Source organism: Natrialba asiatica DSM 12278 (genome assembly GCF_000337555.1).
GTDB lineage: Archaea > Halobacteriota > Halobacteria > Halobacteriales > Natrialbaceae > Natrialba > Natrialba asiatica.
In genome coordinates, this window is record NZ_AOIO01000021.1 from 131,615 (window position 1) to 158,359 (window position 26,745).

Below are 26,745 nucleotides of genomic sequence, written 5' to 3' on the forward strand. Positions count from 1 at the left end.
CACGTAACGACTTGGCATGGACGAGATACCCGCTCGCGTTCGCGCGGTCATCGAACTGTTTCGTGTGCGACCGATCTCGAGTTCACTGCTCTCGGTCGTTCCGGCCGTCCTCGCAGTCGGCCAACTCTGGAATAGCTACGTCAACGACGTGTCCCCGCTCATCGCGATCGGATTCACGCTCGCGATGCTCGGATTCGCCGTCGTTGCGATGGGACACCACGTGGCCGCGTATCGGCTCTGGAAACTCGAATCGAGCGTCGAGCGACAACGCGGTTCCAGAGACCCGTTCTGAGAGGCGAGCCGGGCGTGGTCGGGGCCGCACTGTCCGATCCTCCATCCGAACCCCCCCACCGCGATCGCGACCGATAGCGTTTTTGGCCGTTCGGCCCCTGATAGGTAGCCGTGCACGTACGCGGAACTGTCGCGGGCGATGTCGAGGTGCGGACAGTGTCGACGAGCTACGGCGAGAGCGAACTCGCCGAGGTCCCGGTTCGACTCGCCGTCGAAAGCGACCGTCTCGGCGACGTAACGGCGACCACCTCGCCGTTCGATGCTGTTGAGACGGAGACCGATGGCGGGACGCTCAGCGACGGTGCCGCTCGCGCAGCCGACTCGACCACGATCACCCTCTGGAACAAGTGGACCGAATCCGCCGAACTGCTCGAACCCGGGATGGAACTGCTCGTCACCGACGCCGAGGAAGACGAGTTCAGGGGCGAACAGCGGTACGCGACGACCGGCGATTCCTACGTCGTCGTCGCGCCGAGTTTCCACGTTAACGTGACGGCGATCCGCAACTGGGTGGAGTGTCCGCGCCTCTACTATCTGAACAAGCTCTCGGGTGTTCCGCTCAACTACCCGGTCGTGAAGGGGACGCTCGTCCACGAGGTTTTCGGCGACCTGTTGCGCGGGCGCGACCTGGAGGAGTCGATCGACGCCCGCGTGGAAGAGCGCGGTCTCGAACTCGGGTTGCTCGGCGAGACGGCCGACGCGGTCGCCGAGGACGTTCGCGAGAACGCGAAGGCGATCGAGGGCTGGCTCGAGCAGGGGCGGCTGACAGAAGAGGAGAGGGCGACAGCCGCCGACAACTCGGAGCGGGCGTTTACGCCCGCGGAGAGTAGCTGGCGGTCCGAGCAACTCCTCATCAGCGAGACCTTCGGCATCCGCGGTCGCGCCGACGCCATCCGCCGCGGCGCGCCCGTCGAACTCAAGACCGGGAAGAACCTGAAAAAGGAACCCCGCTTCAAGGACAAAGTGCAGGCCGCCTGCTACGCGCTCTTGCTCGAGGAACACGGCGGCGATGTCGACACCGGCACCCTCCTCTACACCAAGAACTCGGCGCTCGACCGCAACGAAGAGACCGGCGATCTCACCCCCGCAAAGGAGTTCTCGATGGGCGACGGCCTCCTCAAGTTCGTCGTCCGCTTGCGCAACGAACTCGCCGCGATGGAGGTCGCGGGCGACGTCCCGACCGGCTACGAGGGATCGGCAAAGTGCGAGTACTGCTTCGAGCAGGACACCTGCATGGTCGTCTCGGGTCGCCTCGACCAGGAATCCAAGGCCGGCCAGATCGGGCAGGCGCTCCCTGCCGAGGAGCGCGAGTACTTCGAGCGCTTTTCCCGCGCGATCGAAGCCGAGCGCCGCGCGGTCCACCGCGAGTTCGCCAAACTCTGGGAGCAAGACGCACGGGAGCGGGCCGACGACGACCGCGCGCTGATCGATCTCGCGTTCGTCGAGAGCACCGAACTCGCGGAAGGCCGCTGGGAACTCCGGGCGCGCCGGCCAGGCGGTGCGACATCGAAACTCCGGGAAGGCGACCTGGTGCTCGCGAGCGACGGCCACCCGGTTCGCGGCAGCGCCGAACTCGCCCGCATCGAACGGCTGGACGAGGACGAACTCGTTCTCACGGCGGACGAACCGGTCGAAGTCACCAGGCTGGACGTCTATCCCTCCGAACTCACGACCGATCGGCTCCTCGCCGCGTTACACGATGCGCTCCTGAAAGGGGACGAGCGCCGGAAGGACGTGCTGTTCGATCGCGCCGAGCCCGCGTTCGAGCCGCTCGAAGAGACGTTCATCCCGAACAACGACGCGCAGGACGAGGCCGTGCGGAAGGCCGTCGGTGCGGACGACTGCGCGCTGATCCACGGGCCGCCCGGGACCGGCAAGACCTACACGATTGCACGCGCGATCCGCGCGATGGTCGAACGCGGGGAGCGCGTCCTTCTCTCGGCGTTTACGAACCGCGCGGTCGATAACGCCTTAGAGGCGCTGCTCGACCAGCTCGAGGGAGAGATCGGGGAAGATAGCGTTGCGTCTCCGGCGCAACGAAACGGAGACGGCGAAGCCGTTGACGTCGTCCGCGTCGGCTCCGAAAGCGGCGTCCGCGAGGACATGCAACCATACCGGCTCGACCGAGCGGGTGAACCCGGCGAGCGCGCCGCCACGCTGCAGAACGCACAGGTCGTCGCGGCGACGACCGCGACCTGCGGCTCGCGAGTCATGAAGGAGCAGCGCTTCGACGCGGCGCTGGTCGACGAGGCCGCACAGCTCACCGAGCCCGGCACGCACGCGGCGATCAACCTCGCGGATTGGTTCGTTCTGGTCGGCGACCACGAGCAGTTGCCGCCGGTCGTCCAGTCCGAGGGAAGGACACGACGCGTCTCGAGCGGTGCGAACGGTGACGAGCCGCGCGCGGCGGACCTCACCGAATCGCTGTTCGAACGGCTCGTCGATCTCTACCCCGGGGCGGGCGTCATGCTCACCAAGCAGTACCGAATGAACCAGCGCATCCAGGCGTTCGCCTCGCAGGAGTTCTACGACGGCGAGCTCCGCCCTGCGACCGGCGACGTTGCGGGACGGACGCTCGACGACCTCTCGGGCGTCACTCGCGACGACTTGCCGACCGAACTCCGGGGTGCCGTCACGTTCGTCGATGTCGACGGCGACGGCAGTCGGTACACGGACAGCGAGGAAGCGGCCCGCATCGCGGAGATGGTCGAAGAGTTCCGGGCGGCCGGCCTCTCTCCTGCGGATATCGGTGTTATCGCGCCGTTTCGAGCGCAGGTCTCGGAGCTGTCGAAGCACGTGCCGGCGGAGGTTGCGGTCGATACGGTCGACCGGTTCCAGGGCTCCAGCCAGGAGGTCATCATCGTCTCCTTCACCGCGACGGATTCGCTCGAGGGGCCGATCTTCGATGACTACCGGCGGATCAACGTCGCGCTGACGCGTCCGAAGCGCGCGCTCGTCCTCGTCGGCGACGCGAACGCGCTCGCGACCGATCCGGTCTACTCGCGGATGCTCGAGTGGGCGCGACGCTGACGGACCGTCGTGCGAGGCGGACGGGTGCCAGCGACCTCGTTTTGAGAGCGATTTCACCCTTTTCGGTAAATCGGTAGATGCGTAGATGTGCGTAAGATCAGCCCTCCGCTAGTACACACCACGGAGTTCACATAGATATCCGGCGCTGAATTCCGGGCGTAACAGTATTTATCTATGAAAACTTCTATTAAGAGAGTGACGCTCTCCAGGATCCGCTCATCGTACGCGACTGCAGATCAGTGGCTCCGCGAACACGTCCTCGTATGGTGGCTCCTCCTTGCGATACTCCCCGGTGGGGCGTACGCGGGCGCCGAAGCACTGCTGAATGACGGATCGCCGTCCCGGGTACTGACCCTCGGCGTCCTCTTCGGCGTAACATTCGCTACAGTGACCGTCCTCTTACGACGGCTGCGGCAAGGCTGAACAACGCCTGGTGAGTGAAATACTACAGTTAGATTCACCTCATCTTTACCGCGGCTCGCGGTGTGGATCGCCCATGCCCGATCGGAGCATCCGTAACCCGGTACCTCGCCAGCGCCGGCCCAGCGCCCGCGCCGTCGTCCAACTCGTCACCGCCATCGCGCTCGTGTCTATCGCGACCGGCGTCCTCGCCATCCTCACGCAGCCAGCGCTTCAGACCGGCGGCCCGCTCGGTGCGCTCCGGTCGGTCGCCGAGTTCAGCGGCACGCTGCTCGGATTCGCCCTGCTGGTCACCGCCTGGGGGATGCGTCGGGGCTATCGGCTCGCCTACCTGGCCGCGTCGGTCCTCGTCGTCCTCGTGGCCGCCCACGGCATCGTCCAGTCGCGGCTGCTCTCGGTTCCGCTGGTCGTCCTCTCGATCGGCGGGCTCGTCGTCCTGGCCGTCACGAGCGCCCGGTTTACCCGCTCGAGTTCACTCACGCCGACGCAACTCGGTAGCCTCGTTGCGATCGTCGGCGTGTGCTGTTACGGTATCGCCGGGGCGTACACGCTTCGACACGATTTCAGCGAGTTACACACCGTGGTCGATGCGACCTACTTCACCATCGTGACGGTGAGCACGGTCGGCTACGGCGACGTGCACGCGACGAGCGAGGCCGGTCGGCTGTTCGCCGTTTCGCTGGTCCTCCTCGGGCCGGCGACCGTCGCCGTCGCCGCCGGGAGTCTGTTCGGCCCGATTCTCGAGGCGCACCTTCGACGGACCGGCCGGCGAGCGGCGGCCCGGGGTCGCTCGACCGCCTCGCGCGAGCGCATCGTCGTACTCGGGGCCGCCCAACCGGTTGCCGGCGTCGTCGACGAACTCGCGACGCGGGAGTCGTCGGCCCTCGTCGTCACGGCGGATGAGAACGCTGCGGCGGCGTTCGAGAATCGGGACGTCGACGTACTTGCCGGCGATCCGACCGACGAAGCGATTCTCGAGCGCGCTGCACTCGACGAGGCGGATGCGGTGCTGGTGGCGACGGGTGACGCTGCCGAGGATAGCTACGCCGTGCTTCTGGCACGAGAGCGTGCGGCTGTGCAAATCGTCGTCATTACCGACGAGGCGGCAGGCGGGACGCTCGAACGGGCCGGCGCGGATGTCGTTATTTCGCCCGAACAGTTGGTGACGAACGCGGCGGTCGACGCGGCGCTCGGGACGGACTCGGACGACCGTTACGCCTCGTCGGTCGCGTCGGCGGCTTCCCACAGCGGGTAGAGGTCGTCCTGAACCGGTTCCGTGATCGTCTCGTCGCCGAGCTCGAGCGCCGGTCCGGCGTCGGCTGCGGGCTCGCGAACGGTGCCGATCGATTCGGCCTCGATACCCGCCGCGGCGAGTTCGGCGAGGCAGTCCGCGACCGATTCCGACGGCACGGTCGCGAGAAGCGCCCCGGAGCCGAAGACGCGGAGCGGGTCGACGCCCGCGGCCGCACACAATCGGGCGGTCTCATCGCGGACCGGAATCGCGTCGGCGTCCACGTCAAGGCGGACGCCGGACGCGCGAGCGAGTTCGACGAGCCCGGCGGCGACGCCGCCCTCCGTCGGGTCGTGCATCGCCGTCGCGAACTCGCGGACGACCCGGGCGTCGGGAACGACGCTGATCTCGTCGAGGAACGACGCGGCTCGGTCGCAAACCGTCTCCGCATCTTCGACATCGAGTTCAGCGCCGAAGTCCGCCGCGAGGATCGCGGTGCCCTCGATGCCGGCGGCTTTCGTGACGATGACGCGGTCGCCGGGGGACGCGCCGCCGGTCGGGATGAACTCGGCGGCGGCACCCATGGCGGTCAGCGAGACGAGCGGGCGGGTTAACTGATCGACGTACTCGGAGTGGCCGCCGACGATCGACGCGCCGACTTCGCTGGCGGCGGCGTCCAGATCGGTCGTGATCGTTTCGATCGGGACGCTCTCGTCGGGAAGCAGGATAACGACGGTGAGCCAGCGCGGGTCCGCGCCCGAGGCGGCGACGTCGTTGCAGGCGACGTACACGCCGAGCGAGCCGACCTGCGACGCCGCGAGGGAGATCGGATCGGAACTGACGACGAGGTCGCCGCCGGGCCAGTCGATGGCGGCGGCGTCCTCGCCGTTTGCGGGGCCCTGCAGGATCGTTTCGTCCGCGTCGGCCCCCGTCCGATCGAAGACGTGTGCGAGCAACTCGTCCGGAGACACCTTGCCGGGCATGTCACGAACTGGGAGGATTGGGGGTTTGTACCTGTCGCTGTTCGTGGTCGACAAGGGCCCGCACGGATGGGTCCCAGCAGCGACCGCGTGACACAGCGCAGGCTGGTGTTAGGCGTCGGCTTCGGGTGCCAGCACGTCCATCGTCCGCTCGATGTCCTCTCGGTCGGCCCCGCGCGGGAAACTGACCGCGACCGAATCGACGCCCTCGACCGCCTCGTACCGGGAAACCTGCTCGCGCACCGTCTCCGGGTTGCCAGCGGCACAGAGGTCGTCCAGAATCGCCTCGTCGACGAGTTCGAGTGCGCGCTCGCGGTCGCCGTTCTGCCAGGCGTCGTGGATGTCGGGGGCTTCGTCGTACCCCTGGCGTTCGAGCGCGTCGCGGTAGAAGGTACCCATGCCGCCGATGTAGAACGCCGTGTGCTGGCGTGCGAGTTCGCGAGCGCGCTCTGCGTCGTCGAGCGCACAGCACGTGACGCCGGTCGTGACCCGCACGTCGTCGGGGTCGCGGTCGCCGAGTTCAGCGCCGCGTTCGATGTCGTCGATGCGGTCCGAGAGGCCCTCGGGCGTGAGCATGATGCCGTGCCACCCGTCGGCGAATCGACCGGCGAGTTCGACGGCCTTGGGCCCCATGCCCGTCACTTCGACGGGCGGGGTGGGGTCCGGCGGTGCAGACCGGAGCCGAAAGCCCGACAGTGTGAACTCGTCGCCGTCGTATTCGACGGGTTCGCCCGCGAGAACCTGCTTGACGATGTCGACGGTTTCTCGCGTTCGCTTGAGCGGGTTGCCGAACGCGACGCCGTGCCAGTTTTCGATCACGACGGGGCCGCTCGGCCCGAGACCGAGGCGAAAGCGGCCGTCGGAGACTTCCTGGAGCGTCGCCGCCGTCTGGCCGAGTAGCGCGGGCGAGCGCGAATAGGTGTTGACGATGCTCGTACCGACGTCGATCGTCTCGGTTCGTTCGGCGATCGCGGTCAGAACCGTCACCGCATCTCGCCCCCAGGTTTCGGGGAGCCAGGCGCAGTCGTACCCGCCGGCTTCGGCCGTCTGAGCGTACTCGACGAGCGAATCGACGCTCGGCTGGGCGGCAACCGGCAGGTGAACGTCTCTATCAGTCATCATCGTTCATAGACGAACGACTCCCTTTTGGATGTATGGGAACTGGTGGCGATAGCGAACAGGGTTTAGTTCGCGACGGGGAGCGGCCGTCCGGACGCCTTTTCGAGAAGCCACTCGCCGACAATTGCACCGACCTGTCCGATTAGCGCGGAGAGTCCCACGATGACGGCGGCGACGAAGACGACCGCCACACTCGACACGCCGCTAAACCAGAGCGGCTGCGTCAGTCCGGAGATAAACGCAAAGAGGTCGAGAACCGGCCAGAGGACTGGAAGCGCGCTCACGAGTCCGGTTCGGGCACCGACGCGGCGCGTGTCCAGTTCGCTTCTGGTAGCGAGGCCGCCGACGATCATCCCCGCGAGAAATACCGGCGTCACCGGGTGGGAGAACCCGGGTAACGATCGCCAGTAGAGGTAGACTGTAAACGGCGTTGAGGCGAGGCCAACGACGAGTGCGACGTTCCACGGCTCGTCCTCGAGTAGCGCAACGCCGTTCTGAAGACGGCTCATACGCAGATATTGACGGGAAAATAACATAAGAATCACCATCGAATTGTCGTTTCGAACAGTCCCGAAAAACGATTCGTCCGTCGGCGAGGAGCCGACGACCGATTCGACGGACCGCCACCACGAAATGTGGCCTCGTCAGCGGCGATAGAGAGCCCTCAGACCTCGCGATCCTCGCTGATCTGCGGAACGCCTTGCACGGTAATCGTCTCGCCGACGACGTACGACGATGCCGGGCTGGCGAGGAACTGGGCGACGTCCGCGATCTCTTCGACGGTACCGATGCGGCGCGCGACCGCCTCGCGGTCGATGTTCTCGGCGGAGACGCCCATTTGACTCTCGACGCCCGGCGTCGCGACGAAGCCCGGCGCGATGCAGTTGACGCGCACGTCGTCGTCGGCCCACTCGTAGGAGAGCGTCGTCGTAAGGTTGACGACCGCAGCCTTGGCCGCCCCGTAGGGGCTCATCAGCGGCGACCCGCGCTGGCCGGCGACGCTCGCGAGATTGATGACCGAACCGCCGCCGTCCTTGAGGTGCTCGGCCGCCGCGTGGGTGCAGTGGTAGGTGCCGTGGAGGTTGATATCGACGATGGTCTTCCAGCCGTTCGGCGACACGTCGTCGAAGTCGGCCATGAACGACGCGCCGGCGTTGTTCACCAGCACGTCGAGTTCACCGAACTCGTCGACGGTCGCCTCGACGAGCGCCTCGACGGCCTCGCGGTCGGTCACGTCGCATTCGACGGCCAGCGCCTCGCCGGGGCGCTCGCTTTCGGTGATCGCCGCCGCAACCGGGTCGACGTTGCCCTGCTCGCGCGAGCAGAGGACCACGTCGACCCCGTCCGCGGCGAACCGCTCGGCGATCGCCTTCCCGATGCCGGAAGAGGAGCCGGTCACGAGCGCGACGTTGCCGTCGACGCCGAATTGCGTTGTGCTCATACGCGATCACCGGACTGCCGTGAATTCGCTACCATTGTTAGCAACAGAGAACAGTAGACGGACATTGTTAATAAAAGTGGGCGAACGACCCGCACTGTTAAGTAGCGCCGCCGAGAGTCACGACTAAATGCGGCTCGAGTTCACTGCCGATGGAGCGCCTGTGGATGACAGCACCGATTCGCGGTACGAGTGCGGGCGAGCAAAGAGAGAGCGAGAGAGCGACACGAGATGAGCCGAACGACGGGGGCGTTGACACGGGTAGCACGCCGGCGGGTGGGGCGATGAGTGACGGCCCCGCCGATACCGACTCCGGCGGCAACGGACGGAGGGAGGGACCGGGCGCGGACTGGCAGGCCGTCTTCTGGGATATCGGCGGCGTCATCCTCGAACTCGAGTCCGTTCGGGCCGCTCACGCGACCGTCATCGAGGAGTTCGTCGAACGGAACGAACTCGACGTGTCGACCGTAGAGGCGGTCGAGACCTGGCGATCAGCCGTCGGCGAGTTCTTCCGCGAACGCGACGGAACCGAGTTCAGAGCGGCCCGGGACGGCTACGCGAAGGGATTCGAGGCGGTCGCGGGCGAGTCGCTTGCGACGGGGGAGTGGCGACCGGCGTTCGAGGAGACGGTCCAGTCCGCCATCGAACCGGTTCCGGGCGCCGTCGATGCGATCGAGCGACTCGCCGGACGAGACCTCCACGTCGGCGTCATCAGCGATGTCGACGATGACGCCGGCCGCGAGATGCTCGCCCGATTCGGCGTCCGCAAGCGGTTCGATTCCATTACGACCTCCGAGGAGGTCGGACGCACCAAACCCGATCCAGAAATCTTCGAGACGGCGCTCGAGAAGGCCGGCGTCGAGCCGACCCGATCGCTGATGATCGGCGATCGGTACGAACACGACGTGAAGGGTGCCGACGAGGTGGGAATGTACGGAGTCGCGTTCGGGGCTGCCGACGGGCCGGCGGTCGCCTACCGGATCACGTCGCCGCTCGAGGTGCTCGAAATCGTCGCTGACGGGATTCCTGAGAAGTGAACATTGTAAGTCTCTTTTCGCGGCGTAACTATTTTCGTTAAGAAGCACGACGGTGATCGTACCGACAATGTCGAGCGCGTCCAGCGATTCGATATCTGCACGTGTACCGGCCGCCGAGCACGACGGGTCTCCCCACAAAACTACCGCGCGAACCCCATGAGCGAATCCTACTACGAACGCCTCGTCGACGAGGACGCACTGGTCGCCTACCTCTCCGATCATCTCGAGGCCGTCGAGGACTACGAGATCAGCCGCCACCAGGAGGGCCACTCGAACGAAACCCTGTTCGTCACCTGGGGAGATCGTGAACTCGTCATCCGTCGCCCGCCGCCGGGCGAGACCGCGGACACCGCACACGACGTGTTGCGCGAGTTCCGCGTGACGGACGCCGTCGCGGACACCGCCGTTCCGGTCCCCGAACCGGTACTCGCCTGCGAGGACCACGACGTCATCGGCAGCGACTTCTACGTGATGGAGCATCTCGAGGGGAGCGTGCTCCGGGAGGACGAGCCGGCCCGATTCGCCGAACCCGAGTATCGCGAGCGGATCGGCGAAGAACTCGTCGACACGCTGGCGTCGATCCACGGCGTCAACTACGAGGCCGTCGGACTCGGCGAGTTCGGTCGGCCGGCGGGCTACACCGACCGGCAGGTCGAACGCTGGGGCCAGCAACTCATGTGGGCCTTCGAGGTGACGGCCGACGAGCGCGAGGTGCCCGCCCTCTACGAGGTCGGTTCCTGGCTGCAGGAACACGCACCCGAGTCACACCCCCACACGCTCGTCCACGGCGATTACAAGCTCGATAACGTGATGTTCGGTCCCGGCGAGCCGCCCGCGCTGATCGGCGTCTTCGACTGGGAGATGGCCACGCTCGGCGATCCGCGGGCCGACCTGGGCTGGATGCTCTCCTACTGGCGCGACGCGAAAGACCCCGAACCGGCGATCCCGGAACTCACGAACCGGTTCATGGAGCGCGAGGGGTACTCGACTCGCCGCGAACTCGTCGCACGCTGGGAGGCACAGACTGGATTCGAGTTCGAACACGAGCGATTCTACCGCGCGCTGGCGGTCTACAAACTGGCGGGGCTCGGCGAGATGTTCTTCCGGCGGTATCTCGAGGGCAACAGCGACGATCCGATGTATCCGCGGATGGAAGACCGCGTTCCGGCGCTCGCCGCGCGCGCACAGCGAATTATCGAGGGCGACGAACCGCTCTAGGGGTGACATCGGGCGGTCGTAACGGAGAGGACGGCGAATGACGGCGATCATCCCCGCCACACCATCGTACAACTGTTATCTCGATCATTTTCATCTTAACGATGGTAACTGTCGTCGGTGGAGTTAAGACGCTCCCAACCGACGACACAGTCATGTCATTCGACAGCATCGACCGCGTCGCCGTCCTCGGCGCGGGGAACATGGGCCACGGTATCACCGAAGTGACCGCCATGGGCGGCTACGAGGTCACGATGCGCGACATCGAGCAAGAACTCGTCGACGACGGGTACGAACAGATCGCCTGGAGCCTCGACAAACTCGAGGAGAAAGACCGGCTGGGCGAGTCCGCCGACGTCGTTCTCGACCGAATCAATACGACGACAGATCTCGAAGCGGCGGTCGCCGACGCGGATCTCGTCATCGAAGCCGCTCCCGAAAACCTGGAGCTAAAACACGACATTTTCAGCGATCTGGAAGAGTTCACGACCGAGGACACGCTGTTGGCGACCAACACCTCGAGCCTGCCGATTTCGGACATCGCCGAGGTCCTCGACTCCCCCGAACGGGTCCTCGGCCTGCACTTTTTCAATCCGCCGGTGAAGATGGACCTCGTCGAGGTCATCTACGGGCAGGAGACGACCGACGAGGCCGCGGACGCCGGTTACGAGTGGGTCGAGTCGATCGACAAGACGCCAATCTACGTGCGCAAGGACGTCCGCGGCTTCGTCGTCAACACCATCGTTGGCCCGTTCGGTGGCGAACCCGCCTGGATGGTCTCCGAGGGCGAGGCCACGATCCGACAGGCCGACGCGGCGATGTCCCACCAGCGGGGCTACCCCATGGGCCCGTTCGAACTCGCCGACTTGACCGGCATCGACGTGGGCTACCACGTCCGCAAGGAGGGCGGAACCGAGGTCCCGCCAATTATTGAAGAGCAGGTCGAGGCCGACGAACTCGGTCAGAAGACCGGGAAAGGCTACTACGACTACGAGGACGGCACCGGTGCCGACTACGAACCCGGCGACGGCGAGGGCTTCGACACGCTCCGCGTCGAGGCGCGCATGATAAACCGCGCCGCGTTCCTCGTCGGTGAGGGGGTTGCCACGCCCGAGGAAGTCGACACTGGCGTCCAGCTCGGCCTCGGCTTCCCCGAGGGGATCTGCCGTCGAGCAGACAAAATCGGCCTCGATACCGTCCTCGAAAAACTCGAAACGCTGCACGAAGAGACCGGTGCCGACCGGTTCGAACCACACTCGTATCTCGAGGAACTCGTTTCAGAGGGTAAAACCGGCGAGGACGCCGGCGCAGGCTTCTACGAGTACGACACTGATGCCGGCGCGCTCGACTCCTATCACAACATCAACGTCGAACTGGAGGAGGGCGTGCTGGCCGTCGAACTCGACCGCCCCTCGCGGATGAACGCCATTTCGAACGATCTCCTCGCCGAACTCGACGAGCTGCTCTCGACGGTCGACACCGACGACGTGCGCTGTGTCACCATCGAGGGCGTCGGCGACCGCGCGTTCAGCGCCGGGGCCGACATCACCGGTTTCGGCGGCGCGGACCCGACCGACGTGATGGACGTAACGCCCGCCTTCGAGACGGTCAACGACTTCCCGCGACCCGTCGTGGCCAAGATCGACGGCTACTGTCTCGGAGCCGGCCTCGAACTCGCACTCGCCTGCGACCTGCGACTCGCCACCGAACGGTCCTCCTTCGGCGCTCCCGAAATCGGGCTCGGATTGATCCCCGGCGGCGGCGGCACGCAGCGACTCCTGCGGGTGCTCGGCGAGACCCGCGCGAAAGAACTCGTCTTCCGCGGCAACCACATCGACGCCGAGCGCGCCGAAGAATGGGGGCTGGTTAATCGCGCAGTCGACCGCGACGAGTTCAGCGACGCGGTCGGGGCGTTCGTCGACGACCTGCGCACCGGCCCGCCGATCGGTCTCAAAGTGGCCAAGAAGGTGATGAACGAAGGCGAGGATGCGAGTCTCGAAGCTGCGCTCGCGATGGAGAGCCAGGGCTTCGGGCTCCTGTTTACGACCGAGGATATGCGCGAGGGGACGGCCGCCTTCGCCGAGGATCGGGAGCCCGAGTTCAGCGGCGAGTAGCGCCCGTCCGCCGTTCGACACGCAGACGGTCCGCTGTACCGATTTCCCGGTGTGCCGGCGCTGACTGCCAGCAGTCAGTCTTACTCGGCGCCGTCGCCCTCACCTAGATCCTCGTAGATCCGCGGATCGGTTTTGAACTTGAGGACGTTGTGGACCGCCGAATTTCGGACGTTCGCGATAACGTCGCCGTACTCCGTGTAGCAGTCGTGAATCCACCGCGAGACCTGCTCGCGGTTGCGGAACATCATCACCGTCTTCCACTGGTACTCGCCGTCGGAAAGGAAGAAAAACAGCGTGTGTTTGTCCTGTTTGATGTGCTCCATCGCGTCCCGCCAGCGCTCGGCAAAGTGCTCGGCGTTGAACTTGAACTCGAACAGCGCGAAGATGTAGTACTCCTCGTTCGGGATAATCGCCTCTCGGAAGACGCCTTCGTCGCGCATCCGCCGGATGGACTCGCTGACGGTGACGTGCGACACGTCGATATCGTACTCCTCATCGAGTACCGTCGTCAGTTCCCGCGAGGACAGTTGTGGATCGTTCGAGAGTTCACAGAGGATCGCGATGTCGCGGTCTTTGAACTCCCAGTTCGGTGCCTCATCGGACGTGGATTCGGATGTCATCTGTGATCGTCAGTCGGTGTCGCCGTAAGTTTGCAGTCGTCGATTCTGTGGGTACCGGCGCTGAACTCGGCTGACCGGAGTGGCTATCGAGTTCGGATTGCTGCTGTGCGGTGCCACTCGATGTCAGTCACTGCTCTGCCCGGTCGTTCGTACGATTACCGTGTTTAGTTTCCATTGTAAAGTCAGTTTGGGAACGCACAGGAGACAGAATAGTTATGGATAATCGTAATGGACAGATACCATATACTACTGTTCTATATAGGTATTTGGTGTAATTGAGAAATTACGCAGGAATATTCTAAATCGCTTCGTTCTATACCAGTATATGTCTAAATATGGTTGTTTGTGGATATAAAACACATACTCGAAATTGGTCAGGACATATATGACAGATATTCTGGTATGATATGAACGATATGAACACCAACAACCACCATCAGCGTTCATCGCCACCGGGGCGTGGCGCTGGTCGGACTCCGGAGGCGATCCGTATAGGAACGCGTCGCTGATTCTCGTGGGTCACAGTCTGTGACCGGCACCTGAATTGTCACCGCGTATTCGAGAGTGTCCCATCACGAACGGCCGGATCGTCGCGGGTCGCCTACCTTGGAACTCCCATCATCCCGGATGGCCTTACGCTGCTGCCGTGGTTTTGATCAGGAACTTCATGTCGCCCTCGAAGACGACGGTGTCGTCCTGGTTCGTCATTACCGTATCGAGGACGACGAGGCCCGCGTCGTCGCGGCTGCTCACGTCTTTCGTCTCCGTCACTTCGATGTCGAGCGAGAGGGTGTCACCGATATAGACGGGGTTCGGCAGATCCATGTAGTTCATCCCGAGGAAGGCAAATGCCGTGCGCTCGACGATGCCGGTGCGATAGACGAACCCCGTCGCCTGGACGAACGTCATCGGTCCGTGGGCGATCCGTCCCTCGAAGGGACCGTCCTCGGCGTAGTCCTCGTTCGTATGCAGTTCCGTCCAGTCGCCCGACAGCGCCGAGTGCATGACGAAATCGGCTTCCGTGACGGTTCGGCCGACACTTTCGAACTCCTGGCCCACTTCGAAGTCCTCGAAGTAGTGCGGCTCGTAACTGTATGCCATACGTAGACCTTCTAACCAACCCACAAATAGTTTACCACGCACTCGATTCGGGTGTGACACAGCGGTAGATTGATCTCGACGCTCTCCACTGCGTTCCTCACCTGTCGCCGCCACCCATGCAGTATCACTCCCTCGATTAGCGGTGGTCGTAGACCCGTTTGACCTTGCCGACCTCCGTCCGCTCGATACTCCCGGGATCGACGAGTTCGAGTTCGTCCGGCGTGAACGAGAGCACGTTTTCGAGCCGCGTGAGTATCCGATCGCGCAACTCGCGTCGCTCCACCGCTGGTTCGGTTTCGGATTCCGATTCCGAATCGGAATCGGACTCGAGTTCGTGCTCGATCGTGAGTTCCAGTCGATCGAGGGTCTCCTCTCGATAGAGGTCGATCCGGTAATAGGGTGCGACGGAATCGAACTCGAGGACCACGTCCTCGATCTCACTGGGATAGAGATTGACGCCGCGGACGATGATGAGGTCGTCCGCACGACCGGTGACGTTATCCATGCGAACCATCGTTCGCCCGCAGGCACACTCCTCGGTGGTTAGCGTCGTTAGGTCGCCGGTTCGATATCGCAGTACCGGGAGTGCCTCCTTCGAGAGGGTGGTCAACACGAGTTCACCTTCCTCGCCCTCGGGCAGTGGCTCGCCGGTGGTGGGGTCGACGACTTCGGGGTAGAAGTGGTCCTCCCAGACGTGGAGGCCGTCCTGGGCCTCGTGGCACTCGACCGAGACGCCGGGGCCGATGATCTCCGAGAGGCCGTAGATGTCGATGCCGGTGACGCCGAGGCGATCTTCGATTTCCTCGCGCATGGGGTCGGTACAGGGTTCGGCACCGAAGATAACGGTCGAGACCGGCAGGTCGGCGACGTCGATTCCCATTTCGGCGGCCGTCTCCGCGAGATACAGCGAGTACGACGGCGTGCAACTGAGCGCGTCGCTCTCTAAGTCTTGCAGGAGTTCGACCTGTCGCTGCGTCTGGCCCCCGCCGATCGGAATGACCGTCGCCCCGAGTTCCTCGATGCCGTAGTGGAGTCCGAGGCCGCCCGTAAAGAGTCCGTAGCCGTAGCCGTTCTGGACGGTATCACCCGGTTCGACCCCCGCTGCGGCGAGCGATCGGGCGACGACCTCGCTCCAGACGGCCACGTCCTCGTCGGTGTAGGAGACGATTTTCGGTTTCCCGGTCGTTCCCGAGGAAGCGTGAATCCGGCACACGTCCGCGTCGTCGACGGCGAACAAGCCGTCCGGGTACTCCGCCCGAAAGTCTTCCTTCGTCGTGAACGGTAGTTGTCGGATGTCGTCGATCGTCTGGATATCGTCGGGGGAAACGCCGGCGGCGTCGAGTTCGTCGCGGTAGAACGCGACGTTGTCGTAGGCGTGGCGGACCGTCTCTCGAAGCCGTTCGTTCTGCAGCGCTCGAATCTCCGAACGGGGGGCCGTCTCTGTCTGCGTGTGACTCATCCTCACTCCCCACTCTAGAGTCCCTCGGTAAAAATCATGGGGTATGCACACACGGATTGTGGATTGTGGTAACGATCATAGTGCGGGGAGCGAAGTGGGCGAGGGAAGCTGACAGCGGCTCGCTCGCGGGACTAACGAGGACGACCCAGGTCAGCGAGTACGAATCGGGCGCGTACCGCCACAGAACGCTTATAAAACCGCCACAAGCGGGGGTCGATTTTTATAGGGTGGTGAAATCAATTGGTGGTATGTCTCAGGGTGACACACCACAGGGGAGCAGGCGTGACGTTCTTCGAGCACTCGCGGCCGGTAGCGTCGTCGGCGTTACCGGTCTCGCCGGTTGTGTCGGAAGTCCCGACGAAGTCGGCAACGGAGACGATGAAAACTTCGATACGGTCCAATTCGGCGTCCTCGAGCCGTTTACCGGCGCGTTCTCTGACCTCGCCAAAGAACGACACCAGGGGACCGAACTCGCGATCAAGCAGATAAACGAGAGCGACGAGTTCGACTTTACGATCGAGTACGACGACTACGACACGCAACTCGACCCGGCGACGGCGACCCAGCGAGCCGATCAGGCGGTCCAATCCGACGGAGCGCAGTTCCTCACCGGCTGTATCTCGAGTTCGTCGGCGCTCGCGATCAACGACTTTGCGCGCGAGAACGAGGTCGTCTACACGCCGGGCGCGGCGGACGTGTCGATCACGGGCGAGGAGTGCAATCAGTACGTGTTCCGGTTCGAGACGAGTACGGCACAGATCGCCGAAGTGATGGCCCAGTGGACCGCCGACGAACTCGGGGATCGGATCGTCTATCACATCGCCGACTACGCGTACGGCGAGTCCGTGCTGGAGGAGGTCGAAACGCGGATGGAGTCGACCAGCGACTCCTACGAACGCGTCGGCGTGACCCGGTCGGATCAGGGGTCGAACGACTTCGAGGCGTTCATCAGCCAGATTTCGAACGAAAGCGACGAGGCGGACGCGCTCGTCGTCGGGATGACTGGGTCCGACCTGGCCATCTTCCTCTCGCAGGCGCGGTCTCGCGGCCTCCAGAACGAGATTCCGATCGTCACGACGACCGGCTCGTTCCGGTCGATCCGAACGGGGGCGGGCGACGGGGCCTACGACATCTACAGCGGCGTGCGATACGTGCCCGAACTCGAGACGGGGGACAACCGGGAATTCGTCGAGGCCTACGAGAGCGAGTACGACGGCGACGTACCGGACAACTTCTCGCGCGTGGGTTACGAGTCGGTTCGGATGGTCGCAAACGGCATCCGCGAAGCCGGCTCCCGCAATCCGACGACGGTCGCGGAGACGTTACCCGGCATGGAACACGAAACCATCTTCGGGCCGAACGAGTTCCGCGAGTGCGACCAGCAGGCGTCGAATCCGGTCTGGATGGGCGAGTGCGTCGACCCGGACTCGGGCGACCTCGCCACGGTCGAGTTACTCGAGGAGCTTCCCGGTGAGGAGGCGGCACCCGACTGTGCGGAGACGGGGTGTGATCTGTAGTATGGACCGGCGAGCCGCGCCGACTGTGAGGCCAGATCCAACGCCGCTGTCACGGGTGAACTCGATAACCAATGGCTAGTGAACTCCTGCAACTGCTGGTCGACGGGTTGACGATCGGCGTCGTGTACGTGCTGTTGGCCGCGGGGTTGTCGGTCATCTTCGGCGTGATGAACGTCATCAACTTCGCCCACGGGGAGTTGTTCGCGCTGGGTGCGTACTTCGCGTTGGCGCTTATCGCGCCGTTTGGCGGCTCGGCGTTTTTCGTCGCACTGTTCGTCGCACCGCTTCTCGTCGGGATCATCGGCGTCGGAATCGAACGCTTTACCGTGCGGCCGCTGTACGGCCGGAACCCGTTGTATCACATTCTGTTGACGTTCGGCCTCGTGCTGGTCATCAACGACCTGATTTACCTGATCTGGGAACCCGGAAGCGTCACCCTTCCGCTTCCGGCGGTGCTCTCGGGGTCGATCACCGTGCTCGACGTCACCGCCAGCGTGTACAACCTGTTCATCATCGTCTTCGGCGCGCTGATGGCGGTTGCGGTCTGGGCGATGTTCGAGTTCACGAAGTACGGACTGATCGTCCGCGCCGGGGCCCAGGATCGGCAGATGGTCCGGAATCTCGGGATCGATATCGACCGGTACTACTCGCTCGTGTTCGGGATGGGGGCAGCTTTGGCCGCGTTCGCCGGCATCATCCTCGGCGGATATCAGACGGTCAACCCGACGATGGGGATGTCCGTCATCATCCCGGCGTTCGTCATCGTCGTTCTCGGCGGGCTCGGGAGTTTCAGGGGAGCCGTCGTGGGCGGGCTCTTCGTCGGCCTCGTCCAGACTGCGCTCCGGACGTACGCGCCGATCTTCGAGGGGACGGGCATCTTCGTGCTCATGATCGGCGTGCTCCTCGTTCGGCCGCACGGCCTCTTCGGTACCGACGCCGGCGAGGAACACGCCGGCAATCTTCTCTCGGGGCCACGCGGCGGCTTTCTCGATCCACAGACCCGCACGCGGCTCGGACTCGCCATGGTCGGCCTGCTGGCACTGGTTCCCCTCGGCGCGGGAACCCTCTACTCCACCTACGCCGTGACGCTCGTGATCGAGATCATCATCTGGGGACTGTTCGCCCTCAGCCTCGACTTCGTGATGGGGTACACCGGCCTGGTGTCGCTCGGACACGCCTTATTCTACGGGCTCGGTGCCTACGCAGTCGCGCTCGGCCTGTCCCACGTGAGCCAATCCGCGTTCGTCGTCCTCGCGCTCGCGATCGTCATCTCGGCGGTGATCGCCTGGGGTATCGGCTTCCTCTCGATCCGCGTCTCGGGCGTCTACTTCGCGATGATCACGCTCGGATTCGCCGAACTGTTCTACAACCTGCTCGGCCAACTCGAGTTCACCGGCGGCTCCGACGGCCTGTTCGGCCTCTCCACCTACTACGGTCTCGCCGGAGTCGGCGTCGAACTCGACGAGATCGCCGTCTTCCTCGGCCCGGTCGCGATCACCGGTCAGTCGCTGTTTTACTACATCGCGCTGGCGGCGCTCGTCGCCTCGTTCCTCCTCACCCGACGGATGCTGAACTCGCCCTTCGGCGCGGTTCTCAAGTCCATCCGCGAGAACGAACAGCGAGCGACGTTCATCGGCTACGAGACGACCGTCTACAAACGGCGGGCGTTCGTCGTCAGCGGCGCACTGGCCGGGCTCGCCGGCGGACTCTTCACGCTTAACGCGGGCTATGCGACGCCGTCGCTCGTGGATTGGCTCAACTCCGGCGAAGTCATCGTCATGGTCATCCTCGGGGGGATGGGGACGCTATACGGGCCGGTCATCGGCTCTGGCATCTTCTTCGGCCTCGAAGAGTTGCTCACCGGCTTTACGGACCGGTGGCGACTGGTCCTCGGGACGATCTTCGTCCTATTCGTCATCCTCCTCCCGGGCGGGCTGGTCTCGCTCCCGAGCCGGCTCGCGCCGGCCCTGCTCGGAGCGCCGGGCCGAGGACCGAACCCGGAGCCGGAGCCGGAATCGAATCCGGACCCGGAACCGGCGACGGACGTCGACGACGCACACACCAGAGGTGACGATTGATGGCACTCGAATCGAGCGAATCGACCGAACCGAACGAATCGACCGATCCAACCGAGCCGAGCGACCCGATCGAAACGACCCAGCAACGCACGGACACCCCGCTGCTTCAGACCGAGAATCTGGTCAAGCGATTCGGCCAGTTCACCGCGACGGACCGCGTCGACCTGACGATCGAACGCGGCGAGTTCAGGAGCGTCATCGGGCCGAACGGGGCGGGCAAGACGACCCTGTTTAACCTCATCACCGGCGCGTTGCCCGTCACCGCAGGCGCGATCTACTTCGACGGCGCGGACATCACGGCGCTGTCGCCGTCGGCGCGGGTCCGCCGCGGCATCGGTCGCTCGTTCCAGATCTCGAACGTTTTCGGCGGACTCACCGTCCGCGAGAACGTCAGGCTGGCCATCCAGTCGGTCGCTCGCGACGAGTATACCGCCGTCGAATCGCTGTTCAAACCGACCGACCGCTACGACGAACTGAACGACCGGACCGAGGCGATCCTCGACCGCATCGGCCTCGCTCACGTCGCCGCCGAACAGGCGAACGCGCTCGCCTACGGCGACAAGCGGCGGCTCGAAATCGGCGTCGTCCTCGCGACCGATCCCGAACTCGTGCTGTTCGACGAACCGACCGCCGGCATGAGCGTCGAAGAGACCCGGGAGACGATCGACCTGCTCGAAGCGGTCCTCGTCGACCAGACGCTGTTGCTCATCGAACACGATATCGAACTCGTCATGGAACTCTCAGACCGCATCACCGTGTTGAACGGCGGGCAGATACTCGCGGAGGGAACGCCCGCGGAGATCGCCGCAAACCAGGACGTGCAAAACGCCTACCTCGGGGGGATGACCGAATGAGTGCCGACCCGCTCCTTTCGGTCGACTCGGTCGATGCCGGGTACGGTGACACGCAGGTGCTGCGCGACCTCTCGCTCTCGGTCGACGCGGGTGAAATCGTCTCGCTCGTCGGCCGCAACGGTGCCGGGAAGACGACGACGCTCCGAACGATTATGGGGATTCTCCAGCCGACGAGCGGGCACGTTACGTACAACGGTGCCGACATTTCCGCACTCGACGCGACGGAAACCGCCCGGCAGGGACTCGCACTCGTCCCGGAGGAACGCCGAATCTTTCCCGACCTGACCGTCACCGAAAACCTCGAACTGGCGGCCCACGGCGGCACGGCGGACGACTCGCTCTCCGTCGCCGAAGCCCTCGAGATGTTCGAGAACCTGCGAGAGCGCGCCGGAAACTCCGGGTCATCGCTTTCCGGTGGGGAACAACAGATGCTCGCAATCGCCCGTGCGCTCGTCAGCGGCGCGGACCTCGTCTTACTCGACGAACCGACCGAAGGACTCGCCCCCTACATCGTTCAGGACGTGATGGACATCGTCGCGGCCCTCAATGAGCGGGGCATCACCGTCCTGCTGGTCGAGCAAAACGTCCAGGTCTGTCTCGAACTCGCCGACCGCAACTACCTCGTCGACCAGGGGCAGGTCGTCTACGAGGGCACGGCCGCTGAACTCGAGGCCAACGAGGACGTTCTCGACAGATATCTCGGTGTGACCGCCTGATCTGCCCCTGTTCACCGATTAAATAGATCAGTTATCTGGCTCCAGGTCGCGACCGTATCACGGTTTGTACACCCGTCCGCGGAACGTTGCAACGCGATCGCCAGTTTCGTCGGCCTCGTCAGTGACGACGACCTCGTACTCGGCGGTGCGACCACCGTAGTGAGTCTCCTTGGCCGTTGCGGTGAGAACGGTTCCGACCTCGACGGCGTCGAGATACGAGACGTTCGTTTCGAGTGCGACCGCGGTCTCGCCGTCAGCGTTCGATGCCGCGGCGAACGCCGCATCGGCGAGCGAGTAAATCGCGCCGCCGTGTGGCGTGCCGTGGAAGTTCGTCAGATCGTCGGTGATCTCGAGTCGCGTTCGTGCGGTGCCCGCCCCGAGTTCGGCGAGCTCGATGCCGAGGGTCGCACAGTAGGGGTCGCTCTCGATCTGTCGTCTAATCGCGTTCGCGTCCGCATCTGCATCTGCGTCTCGCGGTGCCATACGCTGGCACAGCGATGCGGAAACGGAAGTAACTACCGGCGGAGCACTGATCACCCGAAGAGTTGGCCGAAAAGCGCCGCCTCGCCGCGACGGAGTCGTTCGAGGAACGCCGACTTGCTAATGTCGAGTTCGTCGGCGACGGCCTCCGAGGACGTTTCGCGCGGAATCGCGAAGTAGCCCATCGCGACCGCGGTGCGGATGCACTCTTCCTGGGCCGGCGTGAGGTCCCACCGGTGGCCGGGCGATTCTCTGGCTTCTGTTTCCAGCGGATAGACCCGTTCGAGGCGGACGCCAACGGTTTCGCCGGCCGCCGCCATGACGCCCTTGAGAACGTCGCGGCCGACGACCGCACCGGTGATCGTCGCCGCACCGTCCCGGTATCGGAGCGTTTCGATGATGAGGCCGCCGTCGATAAGTTCGTGGACGACGCACGGATGCTTCGACAGGCAGCGATAGCGGTACCGACCGTCCGTGCGAGAGACGTGCAGGTACAGGAGTCGGTCGTCGGCGTCCAGCGTCTCGACCAGTTCCTCCGACTGTACCGCCGTGAACTGTAACAGATCGTACCCGTCGCTGCGACGCTGTGGCGGTTGGGCGTCGACCTCGATTCCGGTCGCTCGCGTCGCCGCCGCGAGCGGACAGTCGTCGTTTTGCACGCGGAACTCGACCGCGAGACACTCGTCAATCATCCCCAGTACACATGATCTATTATCGGGAATATATTTAAAACCCCCGTATGTGGTGGTCAATTGCTAAGGATATAACCCGCGTCTAGTGTGATACGATGAACATCGACACGGTCAAAGAACGCGCGGGGCCGCGGGAGTTCAGCCCGGCGGACGAACTCCCGAGGGAGTACCGGGAGGCGGCGACCCGGATGATCGAGTTCCACGCCAACAGCGAGATCATGGGGGCGTACCTGGAACGGCCGTTCATCCGGCAAGCGCCGAGTATCGACCGGAAACTGGCCTTTTCCGCGAAGGTGCAAGACGAGATCGGTCACGGACAGTTGCTCTACCGCGCCGCGGAGTCCCTCGGCGTGAAGACGCGCGAGGAGATGCTCGACGATCTCGCCAACGGCGACGGGAAGTTCCTGAACTGTTTCCACTATCCGATGGAGAGTTGGGTCGAGACGCCGATGATCGCCTTTTTCGTCGACGGCGCGGCGATGCGCCGACAGGCGACGCTCCGACGAACGAGCTGGGAGCCGTACGCCCACGCGATGGACAAGGTGTGTTTCGAGGAGGGGTTCCACGTCAAACACGGCGAGGACATCCTGAGGGAACTCATGTCCGGATCGAAGAAAGAACAGCAAATGACCCAGGAGGCCTTCGAGGAGTGGTGGCCCCGCATCATCCAGTTCTTCGGGCCGACCGACGACAAGAGCACCCACCACGATTTCGCCGCCTCGGTGGGGCTGAAACAGCAGTCCAACGACGACCTGCGCAACGCCTTCCTCGATCAGTACATCCCGAAGGCGCGCAAGTACGGGCTCGAAATCCCCGACGAACCCCGGATTCGCGAGCGCGACGACGGCACCTACGCGGTCGAGGAGGACGACCTGAACTGGGACGAGTTCTTCACGATCGCGAAGAACGAGTTCGAGCCCGGCCTGGGCCAGATCAACGGGCGAAAGACCGCACAGGAAGCGGTCGACTGGGTCCGCGAAACGATCGAACGCGACGCATCCGCCGCCGGCGGCCACGCGCCGCAGGCGGCCGACTGAACATGATCTGGGAAGTCTTTCGCCAGGAGAAGACGGGTGGATATCACACCCACTGCGGCAACGTCCACGCGCCGGATCGGGAGATGGCAAAGCAGTTCGCCGCCGTCCAGCACGGCCGGCGCAAACCGACGAACAGCCTCTGGGTCGTGCCCCGGGAGGAAGTCGGCGAGATCGACGGCGAGGACGTGGTCTTCGGCGGTACCACCGATAAGAGTTACCGCTGGGCGACGACCTACAACACCACCGGAGCCGACGCCCGGGAGGTCGCCGAGTCCGAGGACGAACAGGCGACCGCCGAGAAACAGCGGGGTGACGACTGATGGCGGCCGCACCCGACGAGTTCAGCGAGCCGGACGACCTCGACGAGCGCGAGCGGACGGCGCTCGAAACGCTCTGCAAGCGTCTCGCGGACGACGAGTTCGTCCTCGCCGAGCGCTACACCGAGTGGCAGGTCCGGGCTCCCACGCTCGAGTCGGACCTCGCGCTCGCGAACAACGCGCAGGACGAATTGGGTCACGCGCGCCTCTGGTACGACGTGCTCGGCGACCTCGGCTTCGAGGAACGGGATTTGATCTACGAGCGCGACCCCGACGACTTCCGGCACAGTACGCTCGTCGAACGCCCCTTCGAGGATGGCAACTGGGCCGATCCCGTCCTCCGGTCGTACCTCTACGACGTCGCCGAGGAACTGCGACTCGAGGCGCTTGCGGACTCCTCGTACCCGAAAATCGCCGATCGTGTCGAGAAGATTCGGAGCGAAGAAGGCTACCACCGCGAACACGCTCAGAACTGGCTCGAACGCCTCGCCGACGACGAGGAGAGCCGCGAACGCTTGCAGGCGACGCTCGACGAGCTATTTGCACACGCACTCACGCTCTTCGAGCCGTGCGCGCCGCCACGCGGCGCGAACGAGGCAAGCGGCGACAAGCCGCGAGCAGTCGATTCCGGGATCGAAGCCGATATCGTCGACCTCGGTCTCCGCACCGCGACGCTCGACGAACTCGGCGAGGAGTGGCTCTCGATCGTCGTTCCGTACCTGGAATCGCTCGATCTCGCGGTTCCGATCGACGGCGACGGCGACGACGACGGCTTCGAAGTGACAGCAGCTGCACTGCCCGACGAGCGCGGCCGCGACGGCACCCACACCGACGCGTGGGCCGAGCTCTACGACGAATTCACGCACACCTATCGCGAACTCGGTCGCGACGAACCGACCGCGATCATGGACGCCCCCGAATGAGAACGAGAACGAGGACGAGAATCCAATGAGTAGCGATATTCAAGACCAAGATTCGGGTCCAGACGCGAACCTCGACCCCGACGCCGAAACTGGCGCGACGCCCTGTGCCTACACCGACTACCGGTCCGGCGAGGCCGACGGCGACCTGCCGGCGACCGGCGCGGAGGCGACCGGCCTGGAGGCCGCCGTGTGGGACGCTCTGTACGAAATCGAGGACCCGGAGATGCCGATCAGCATCGTCGACCTCGGACTGATCTACGGCGTGTACGTCGACGAGGACGGCGCCGCAACCGTCGACATGACGCTGACGTACTCCGGCTGTCCGGCCCGAGACATGCTGACGGAGGAGGTCGAAGAGGCGGCGGCCGTCGACGGCGTGGAGGAGGCGACGCTGCGTCTCGTCTGGAGTCCGGAGTGGACCGTCGAGTTCGTCACCGAACGGGGCAAGGACGACCTGCGGGAGTTCGGGTTGAGCATATGAGACGGCTGGATCCGAGCGTCACGACGAGCGGAGATGCGGCGGGTGCGGCGTGTCCCTACTGCGAGTCGACGGACACCGTCCGCGAACACCCCAAGGGTCCGTCGCTGTGCCGGTCGATGCACTACTGCAACGAGTGCGAGCAGCCGTTCGAGAAGTTCGAGTAAGGCGAGCCGGGAACGCGCCGGGCCGTCTCGACGCGTCTCGGCGTGCGCCCGGATCAAAACCTTTGGTGCTTGTTGTCGTCTATCGATATATGGGATCCACCGAATCGCTCGCCCGCGATGATCTGCGAGCGAAGCAACTGCAACGCCTCCGGGAAACCGTCGCGGACGCCGCCGAGAACGTCCCGTTCTACCGACGGAAATTCGACGACGCCGGCGTCTCGCCGTCCGAGATCGACTCGATCGAGGCTATCGAGGACCTGCCGTTTACGACGAAGGAGGACTTCCGCGCCGAGTATCCCGACGGCCTGTTCGCCGTCGATACTGCCGATATCCGACGCATTCACGCGTCCTCCGGAACCACCGGGAAACCCAAGATCGTCGGCTACACCGAGCGGGATCTCGATCTCTGGCACGAGGTGATGGCCCGCTCGCTGGCGGCGGCCGGACTCGACGACACCGATACCGTCCAGAACGCCTACGGCTACGGCCTGTTCACCGGCGGCCTCGGCTTCCACGGCGGGGCCGAGGAACTCGGCGCGGCGGTGATTCCGACGAGCAGCGGCAACACCCGGCGACAGGTCGAACTCGCGCGCGACCTGGGGAGCGACGCGCTCTGCTGTACGCCCTCCTACGCCCTCTACGTCGCCGAAACGGCCGAAGAGATGGGGATCGATCCGACGAGTCTACCGCTTTCGACGGTGCTCTACGGAGCCGAACCCTGCACGGAGCCGATGCGCGAGGCGATCGAGAACCGCCTCGGCGTCGCCGGCATCGAAAACTACGGCCTCTCGGAGATCATCGGCCCCGGCGTCGCCGTCGAGTGCCGCGAGGCCCAGGACGGCCTCCACGTCTGGGAAGACCACTTCTATCCCGAAATTATCGATCCCGCGACCGGCGAAGCGCTGCCCGAGGGCGAGGACGGTGAACTCGTGTTGACCACCCTCTCGAAGGAAGCCCTTCCCGTGTTGCGCTACCGAACCGGCGACCTGACCAGTCTTACCTACGAGGAGTGTGCCTGCGGCCGAACGATGGCGCGCATGGACGGCGTCACCGGCCGCGCCGACGATCTCCTCGTCGTCCGCGGCGTCAACTGCTACCCCAGCCAGATCGAAGCCGCCGTGCTCGAGTTCGATTCCGTCGCGCCCTACTACCGGATCGACCTCGACCGCGAGGACGGCCTCGACACGCTCGCGTTGACCGTCGAACTGGCGGCCGACTACGACGGCGACCGCGAAGCGCTCCGCGAGGAGATCCGCGAACGGTTGCACAACACCCTCTCGTTCGCGCCGGACGAACTCGAACTCGTCGCGTACGGCTCGATCGAGCGCACGGAGGTCGGGAAGGTCACGCGCGTCTACGACCACCGGTGAGGGCGGCGTGGAACCCACCGTGACCGACTGGCACCTTTATTACGGTTCGCGTGACAGTGTG

Annotated in this window: 25 protein-coding genes; 16 read left to right on the forward strand and 9 right to left on the reverse strand. The window is 64.6% G+C overall.

What is annotated here, in order from left to right:
* Positions 1-16: 16 nt before the first annotated feature.
* From C481_RS07175 to C481_RS07185, 3 genes are all read left to right on the forward strand, one after another.
* Complete coding sequence (locus tag C481_RS07175) at positions 17-292, forward strand: hypothetical protein (RefSeq protein ID WP_006108494.1); 276 nt, start codon at positions 17-19, stop codon at positions 290-292.
* 110 nt (positions 293-402) lie between these two features.
* The gene (locus C481_RS07180) at positions 403-3,321 is read left to right on the forward strand and encodes an AAA domain-containing protein (protein WP_049904491.1); all 2,919 of its coding nucleotides are present in this window, start codon (positions 403-405) and stop codon (positions 3,319-3,321) included.
* A gap of 496 nt (positions 3,322-3,817) precedes the next feature.
* Positions 3,818-4,996 (forward strand): NAD-binding protein, encoded by a 1,179-nt coding sequence (locus tag C481_RS07185; RefSeq protein ID WP_006108496.1) that lies wholly within the window; start codon positions 3,818-3,820, stop codon positions 4,994-4,996.
* Here C481_RS07185 and C481_RS07190 read toward each other — a convergent pair.
* The 4 genes from C481_RS07190 to C481_RS07205 form a co-directional block, all read right to left on the reverse strand.
* A complete protein-coding gene (locus C481_RS07190; protein ID WP_006108497.1) occupies positions 4,954-5,955 on the reverse strand; it encodes an AIR synthase family protein in 1,002 nt (333 codons plus the stop codon). The two genes, C481_RS07185 and C481_RS07190, sit on opposite strands and share 43 nt — an antisense overlap.
* 108 nt (positions 5,956-6,063) lie before the next feature.
* Positions 6,064-7,071: a TIGR04024 family LLM class F420-dependent oxidoreductase gene (locus C481_RS07195; RefSeq protein ID WP_006108498.1), complete on the reverse strand. Its 1,008-nt coding sequence runs from the start codon at positions 7,069-7,071 to the stop codon at positions 6,064-6,066.
* Between the two features lie 65 nt (positions 7,072-7,136).
* Positions 7,137-7,580, reverse strand: a complete 444-nt coding sequence (locus C481_RS07200) for a DUF5518 domain-containing protein (RefSeq protein ID WP_006108499.1) — start codon at positions 7,578-7,580, stop codon at positions 7,137-7,139.
* Positions 7,581-7,735: 155 nt separating this feature from the next.
* Positions 7,736-8,512, reverse strand: coding sequence for an SDR family NAD(P)-dependent oxidoreductase (locus C481_RS07205; RefSeq protein ID WP_006108500.1), 777 nt, complete (start codon positions 8,510-8,512; stop codon positions 7,736-7,738).
* 281 nt (positions 8,513-8,793) lie between these two features.
* On the opposite strand from C481_RS07205, the gene C481_RS07210 reads away from it, so the two are divergent.
* The 3 genes from C481_RS07210 to C481_RS07220 all read left to right on the forward strand — a co-directional run bounded on the left by C481_RS07210 (position 8,794) and on the right by C481_RS07220 (position 12,875).
* Entirely contained in the window at positions 8,794-9,546 is a 753-nt protein-coding gene (locus C481_RS07210; protein ID WP_049904522.1) for an HAD family hydrolase, read from the forward strand.
* A 156-nt stretch (positions 9,547-9,702) separates the two neighbouring features.
* Positions 9,703-10,764: a phosphotransferase family protein gene (locus C481_RS07215; protein WP_006108502.1), complete on the forward strand. Its 1,062-nt coding sequence runs from the start codon at positions 9,703-9,705 to the stop codon at positions 10,762-10,764.
* Positions 10,765-10,916: 152 nt separating this feature from the next.
* Positions 10,917-12,875 carry a 3-hydroxyacyl-CoA dehydrogenase/enoyl-CoA hydratase family protein gene (locus tag C481_RS07220; RefSeq protein WP_049904523.1) on the forward strand — a complete coding sequence of 653 codons (1,959 nt, stop codon included), beginning with the start codon at positions 10,917-10,919 and terminating at the stop codon, positions 12,873-12,875.
* Positions 12,876-12,955: 80 nt separating this feature from the next.
* Here the strand turns inward: C481_RS07220 and C481_RS07225 are convergent, their stop codons facing one another.
* From C481_RS07225 to paaK (C481_RS07235), 3 genes are all read right to left on the reverse strand, one after another.
* Positions 12,956-13,495 carry an Lrp/AsnC family transcriptional regulator gene (locus tag C481_RS07225; RefSeq protein ID WP_006108504.1) on the reverse strand — a complete coding sequence of 180 codons (540 nt, stop codon included), beginning with the start codon at positions 13,493-13,495 and terminating at the stop codon, positions 12,956-12,958.
* A gap of 633 nt (positions 13,496-14,128) precedes the next feature.
* Positions 14,129-14,596 carry a MaoC/PaaZ C-terminal domain-containing protein gene (locus C481_RS07230; protein ID WP_006108505.1) on the reverse strand — a complete coding sequence of 156 codons (468 nt, stop codon included), beginning with the start codon at positions 14,594-14,596 and terminating at the stop codon, positions 14,129-14,131.
* Between the two features lie 136 nt (positions 14,597-14,732).
* Positions 14,733-16,055 carry a phenylacetate--CoA ligase PaaK gene (gene paaK, locus C481_RS07235; protein ID WP_006108506.1) on the reverse strand — a complete coding sequence of 441 codons (1,323 nt, stop codon included), beginning with the start codon at positions 16,053-16,055 and terminating at the stop codon, positions 14,733-14,735.
* A gap of 248 nt (positions 16,056-16,303) precedes the next feature.
* Here paaK (C481_RS07235) and C481_RS07240 point away from each other — a divergent pair, with 248 nt between their 5' ends.
* The 4 genes from C481_RS07240 (at position 16,304) to C481_RS07255 (ending at position 21,220) form a co-directional block, all read left to right on the forward strand.
* Positions 16,304-17,572, forward strand: a complete 1,269-nt coding sequence (locus C481_RS07240; protein WP_006108507.1) for an ABC transporter substrate-binding protein — start codon at positions 16,304-16,306, stop codon at positions 17,570-17,572.
* A 71-nt stretch (positions 17,573-17,643) separates the two neighbouring features.
* Positions 17,644-19,650 (forward strand): ABC transporter permease, encoded by a 2,007-nt coding sequence (locus C481_RS07245; protein ID WP_006108508.1) that lies wholly within the window; start codon positions 17,644-17,646, stop codon positions 19,648-19,650.
* Complete coding sequence (locus C481_RS07250; protein WP_006108509.1) at positions 19,650-20,504, forward strand: ABC transporter ATP-binding protein; 855 nt, start codon at positions 19,650-19,652, stop codon at positions 20,502-20,504. Before C481_RS07245 ends, C481_RS07250 begins: the two co-directional genes overlap by 1 nt.
* Positions 20,501-21,220 carry an ABC transporter ATP-binding protein gene (locus C481_RS07255; RefSeq protein WP_006108510.1) on the forward strand — a complete coding sequence of 240 codons (720 nt, stop codon included), beginning with the start codon at positions 20,501-20,503 and terminating at the stop codon, positions 21,218-21,220. Before C481_RS07250 ends, C481_RS07255 begins: the two co-directional genes overlap by 4 nt.
* Positions 21,221-21,277: 57 nt before the next feature.
* On the opposite strand, the gene C481_RS07260 is transcribed toward C481_RS07255, so the two are convergent.
* Together C481_RS07260 and C481_RS07265 are read right to left on the reverse strand one after the other, a co-directional pair.
* A complete protein-coding gene (locus tag C481_RS07260) occupies positions 21,278-21,703 on the reverse strand; it encodes a PaaI family thioesterase (protein ID WP_006108511.1) in 426 nt (141 codons plus the stop codon).
* 50 nt (positions 21,704-21,753) lie between these two features.
* Complete coding sequence (locus C481_RS07265) at positions 21,754-22,392, reverse strand: helix-turn-helix domain-containing protein (protein ID WP_006108512.1); 639 nt, start codon at positions 22,390-22,392, stop codon at positions 21,754-21,756.
* 95 nt (positions 22,393-22,487) lie between these two features.
* Here C481_RS07265 and paaA point away from each other — a divergent pair, with 95 nt between their 5' ends.
* The 6 genes from paaA to paaK (C481_RS07290) all read left to right on the forward strand — a co-directional run bounded on the left by paaA (position 22,488) and on the right by paaK (C481_RS07290) (position 26,684).
* Positions 22,488-23,429 (forward strand): 1,2-phenylacetyl-CoA epoxidase subunit PaaA, encoded by a 942-nt coding sequence (paaA, locus tag C481_RS07270; protein WP_006108513.1) that lies wholly within the window; start codon positions 22,488-22,490, stop codon positions 23,427-23,429.
* A 2-nt stretch (positions 23,430-23,431) separates the two neighbouring features.
* Positions 23,432-23,749: a 1,2-phenylacetyl-CoA epoxidase subunit PaaB gene (paaB, locus tag C481_RS07275; RefSeq protein WP_006108514.1), complete on the forward strand. Its 318-nt coding sequence runs from the start codon at positions 23,432-23,434 to the stop codon at positions 23,747-23,749.
* Positions 23,749-24,669 carry a 1,2-phenylacetyl-CoA epoxidase subunit PaaC gene (gene paaC, locus C481_RS07280; RefSeq protein WP_006108515.1) on the forward strand — a complete coding sequence of 307 codons (921 nt, stop codon included), beginning with the start codon at positions 23,749-23,751 and terminating at the stop codon, positions 24,667-24,669. The genes paaB and paaC overlap by 1 nt, the downstream gene beginning before the upstream one ends.
* Positions 24,670-24,694: 25 nt before the next feature.
* Positions 24,695-25,150, forward strand: coding sequence for a 1,2-phenylacetyl-CoA epoxidase subunit PaaD (gene paaD / locus C481_RS07285; protein ID WP_006108516.1), 456 nt, complete (start codon positions 24,695-24,697; stop codon positions 25,148-25,150).
* Positions 25,147-25,314, forward strand: a complete 168-nt coding sequence (gene paaE / locus C481_RS22140) for a 1,2-phenylacetyl-CoA epoxidase subunit PaaE (RefSeq protein ID WP_006108517.1) — start codon at positions 25,147-25,149, stop codon at positions 25,312-25,314. Before paaD ends, paaE begins: the two co-directional genes overlap by 4 nt.
* Before the next feature lie 89 nt (positions 25,315-25,403).
* On the forward strand, positions 25,404-26,684 hold the full coding sequence (gene paaK / locus C481_RS07290; RefSeq protein ID WP_006108518.1) for a phenylacetate--CoA ligase PaaK: 1,281 nt from the start codon (positions 25,404-25,406) through the stop codon (positions 26,682-26,684).
* The last annotated feature ends 61 nt before the right edge of the window (positions 26,685-26,745 follow it).

Bases quoted from the DNA above. Each gene is read 5' to 3' on its own strand.
- paaA (WP_006108513.1), top strand. From the start codon at position 22,488: ATGAACATCGACACGGTCAAAGAACGCGCGGGGCCGCGGGAGTTCAGC.
- C481_RS07215 (WP_006108502.1), top strand. From the start codon at position 9,703: ATGAGCGAATCCTACTACGAACGCCTCGTCGACGAGGACGCACTGGTC.
- C481_RS07195 (WP_006108498.1), bottom strand. From the start codon at position 7,071: ATGACTGATAGAGACGTTCACCTGCCGGTTGCCGCCCAGCCGAGCGTC.
- C481_RS07255 (WP_006108510.1), top strand. From the start codon at position 20,501: ATGAGTGCCGACCCGCTCCTTTCGGTCGACTCGGTCGATGCCGGGTAC.
- paaB (WP_006108514.1), top strand. From the start codon at position 23,432: ATGATCTGGGAAGTCTTTCGCCAGGAGAAGACGGGTGGATATCACACC.
- C481_RS07265 (WP_006108512.1), bottom strand. From the start codon at position 22,392: ATGATTGACGAGTGTCTCGCGGTCGAGTTCCGCGTGCAAAACGACGAC.
- paaK (WP_006108518.1), top strand. From the start codon at position 25,404: ATGGGATCCACCGAATCGCTCGCCCGCGATGATCTGCGAGCGAAGCAA.
- paaC (WP_006108515.1), top strand. From the start codon at position 23,749: ATGGCGGCCGCACCCGACGAGTTCAGCGAGCCGGACGACCTCGACGAG.
- C481_RS07240 (WP_006108507.1), top strand. From the start codon at position 16,304: ATGTCTCAGGGTGACACACCACAGGGGAGCAGGCGTGACGTTCTTCGA.
- paaK (WP_006108506.1), bottom strand. From the start codon at position 16,055: ATGAGTCACACGCAGACAGAGACGGCCCCCCGTTCGGAGATTCGAGCG.
- C481_RS07190 (WP_006108497.1), bottom strand. From the start codon at position 5,955: ATGCCCGGCAAGGTGTCTCCGGACGAGTTGCTCGCACACGTCTTCGAT.
- C481_RS07245 (WP_006108508.1), top strand. From the start codon at position 17,644: ATGGCTAGTGAACTCCTGCAACTGCTGGTCGACGGGTTGACGATCGGC.
- C481_RS07200 (WP_006108499.1), bottom strand. From the start codon at position 7,580: ATGAGCCGTCTTCAGAACGGCGTTGCGCTACTCGAGGACGAGCCGTGG.
- paaD (WP_006108516.1), top strand. From the start codon at position 24,695: ATGAGTAGCGATATTCAAGACCAAGATTCGGGTCCAGACGCGAACCTC.
- C481_RS07210 (WP_049904522.1), top strand. From the start codon at position 8,794: ATGAGTGACGGCCCCGCCGATACCGACTCCGGCGGCAACGGACGGAGG.
- C481_RS07185 (WP_006108496.1), top strand. From the start codon at position 3,818: ATGCCCGATCGGAGCATCCGTAACCCGGTACCTCGCCAGCGCCGGCCC.
- C481_RS07230 (WP_006108505.1), bottom strand. From the start codon at position 14,596: ATGGCATACAGTTACGAGCCGCACTACTTCGAGGACTTCGAAGTGGGC.
- C481_RS07175 (WP_006108494.1), top strand. From the start codon at position 17: ATGGACGAGATACCCGCTCGCGTTCGCGCGGTCATCGAACTGTTTCGT.
- paaE (WP_006108517.1), top strand. From the start codon at position 25,147: ATGAGACGGCTGGATCCGAGCGTCACGACGAGCGGAGATGCGGCGGGT.
- C481_RS07205 (WP_006108500.1), bottom strand. From the start codon at position 8,512: ATGAGCACAACGCAATTCGGCGTCGACGGCAACGTCGCGCTCGTGACC.
- C481_RS07220 (WP_049904523.1), top strand. From the start codon at position 10,917: ATGTCATTCGACAGCATCGACCGCGTCGCCGTCCTCGGCGCGGGGAAC.
- C481_RS07225 (WP_006108504.1), bottom strand. From the start codon at position 13,495: ATGACATCCGAATCCACGTCCGATGAGGCACCGAACTGGGAGTTCAAA.
- C481_RS07260 (WP_006108511.1), bottom strand. From the start codon at position 21,703: ATGGCACCGCGAGACGCAGATGCAGATGCGGACGCGAACGCGATTAGA.
- C481_RS07250 (WP_006108509.1), top strand. From the start codon at position 19,650: ATGGCACTCGAATCGAGCGAATCGACCGAACCGAACGAATCGACCGAT.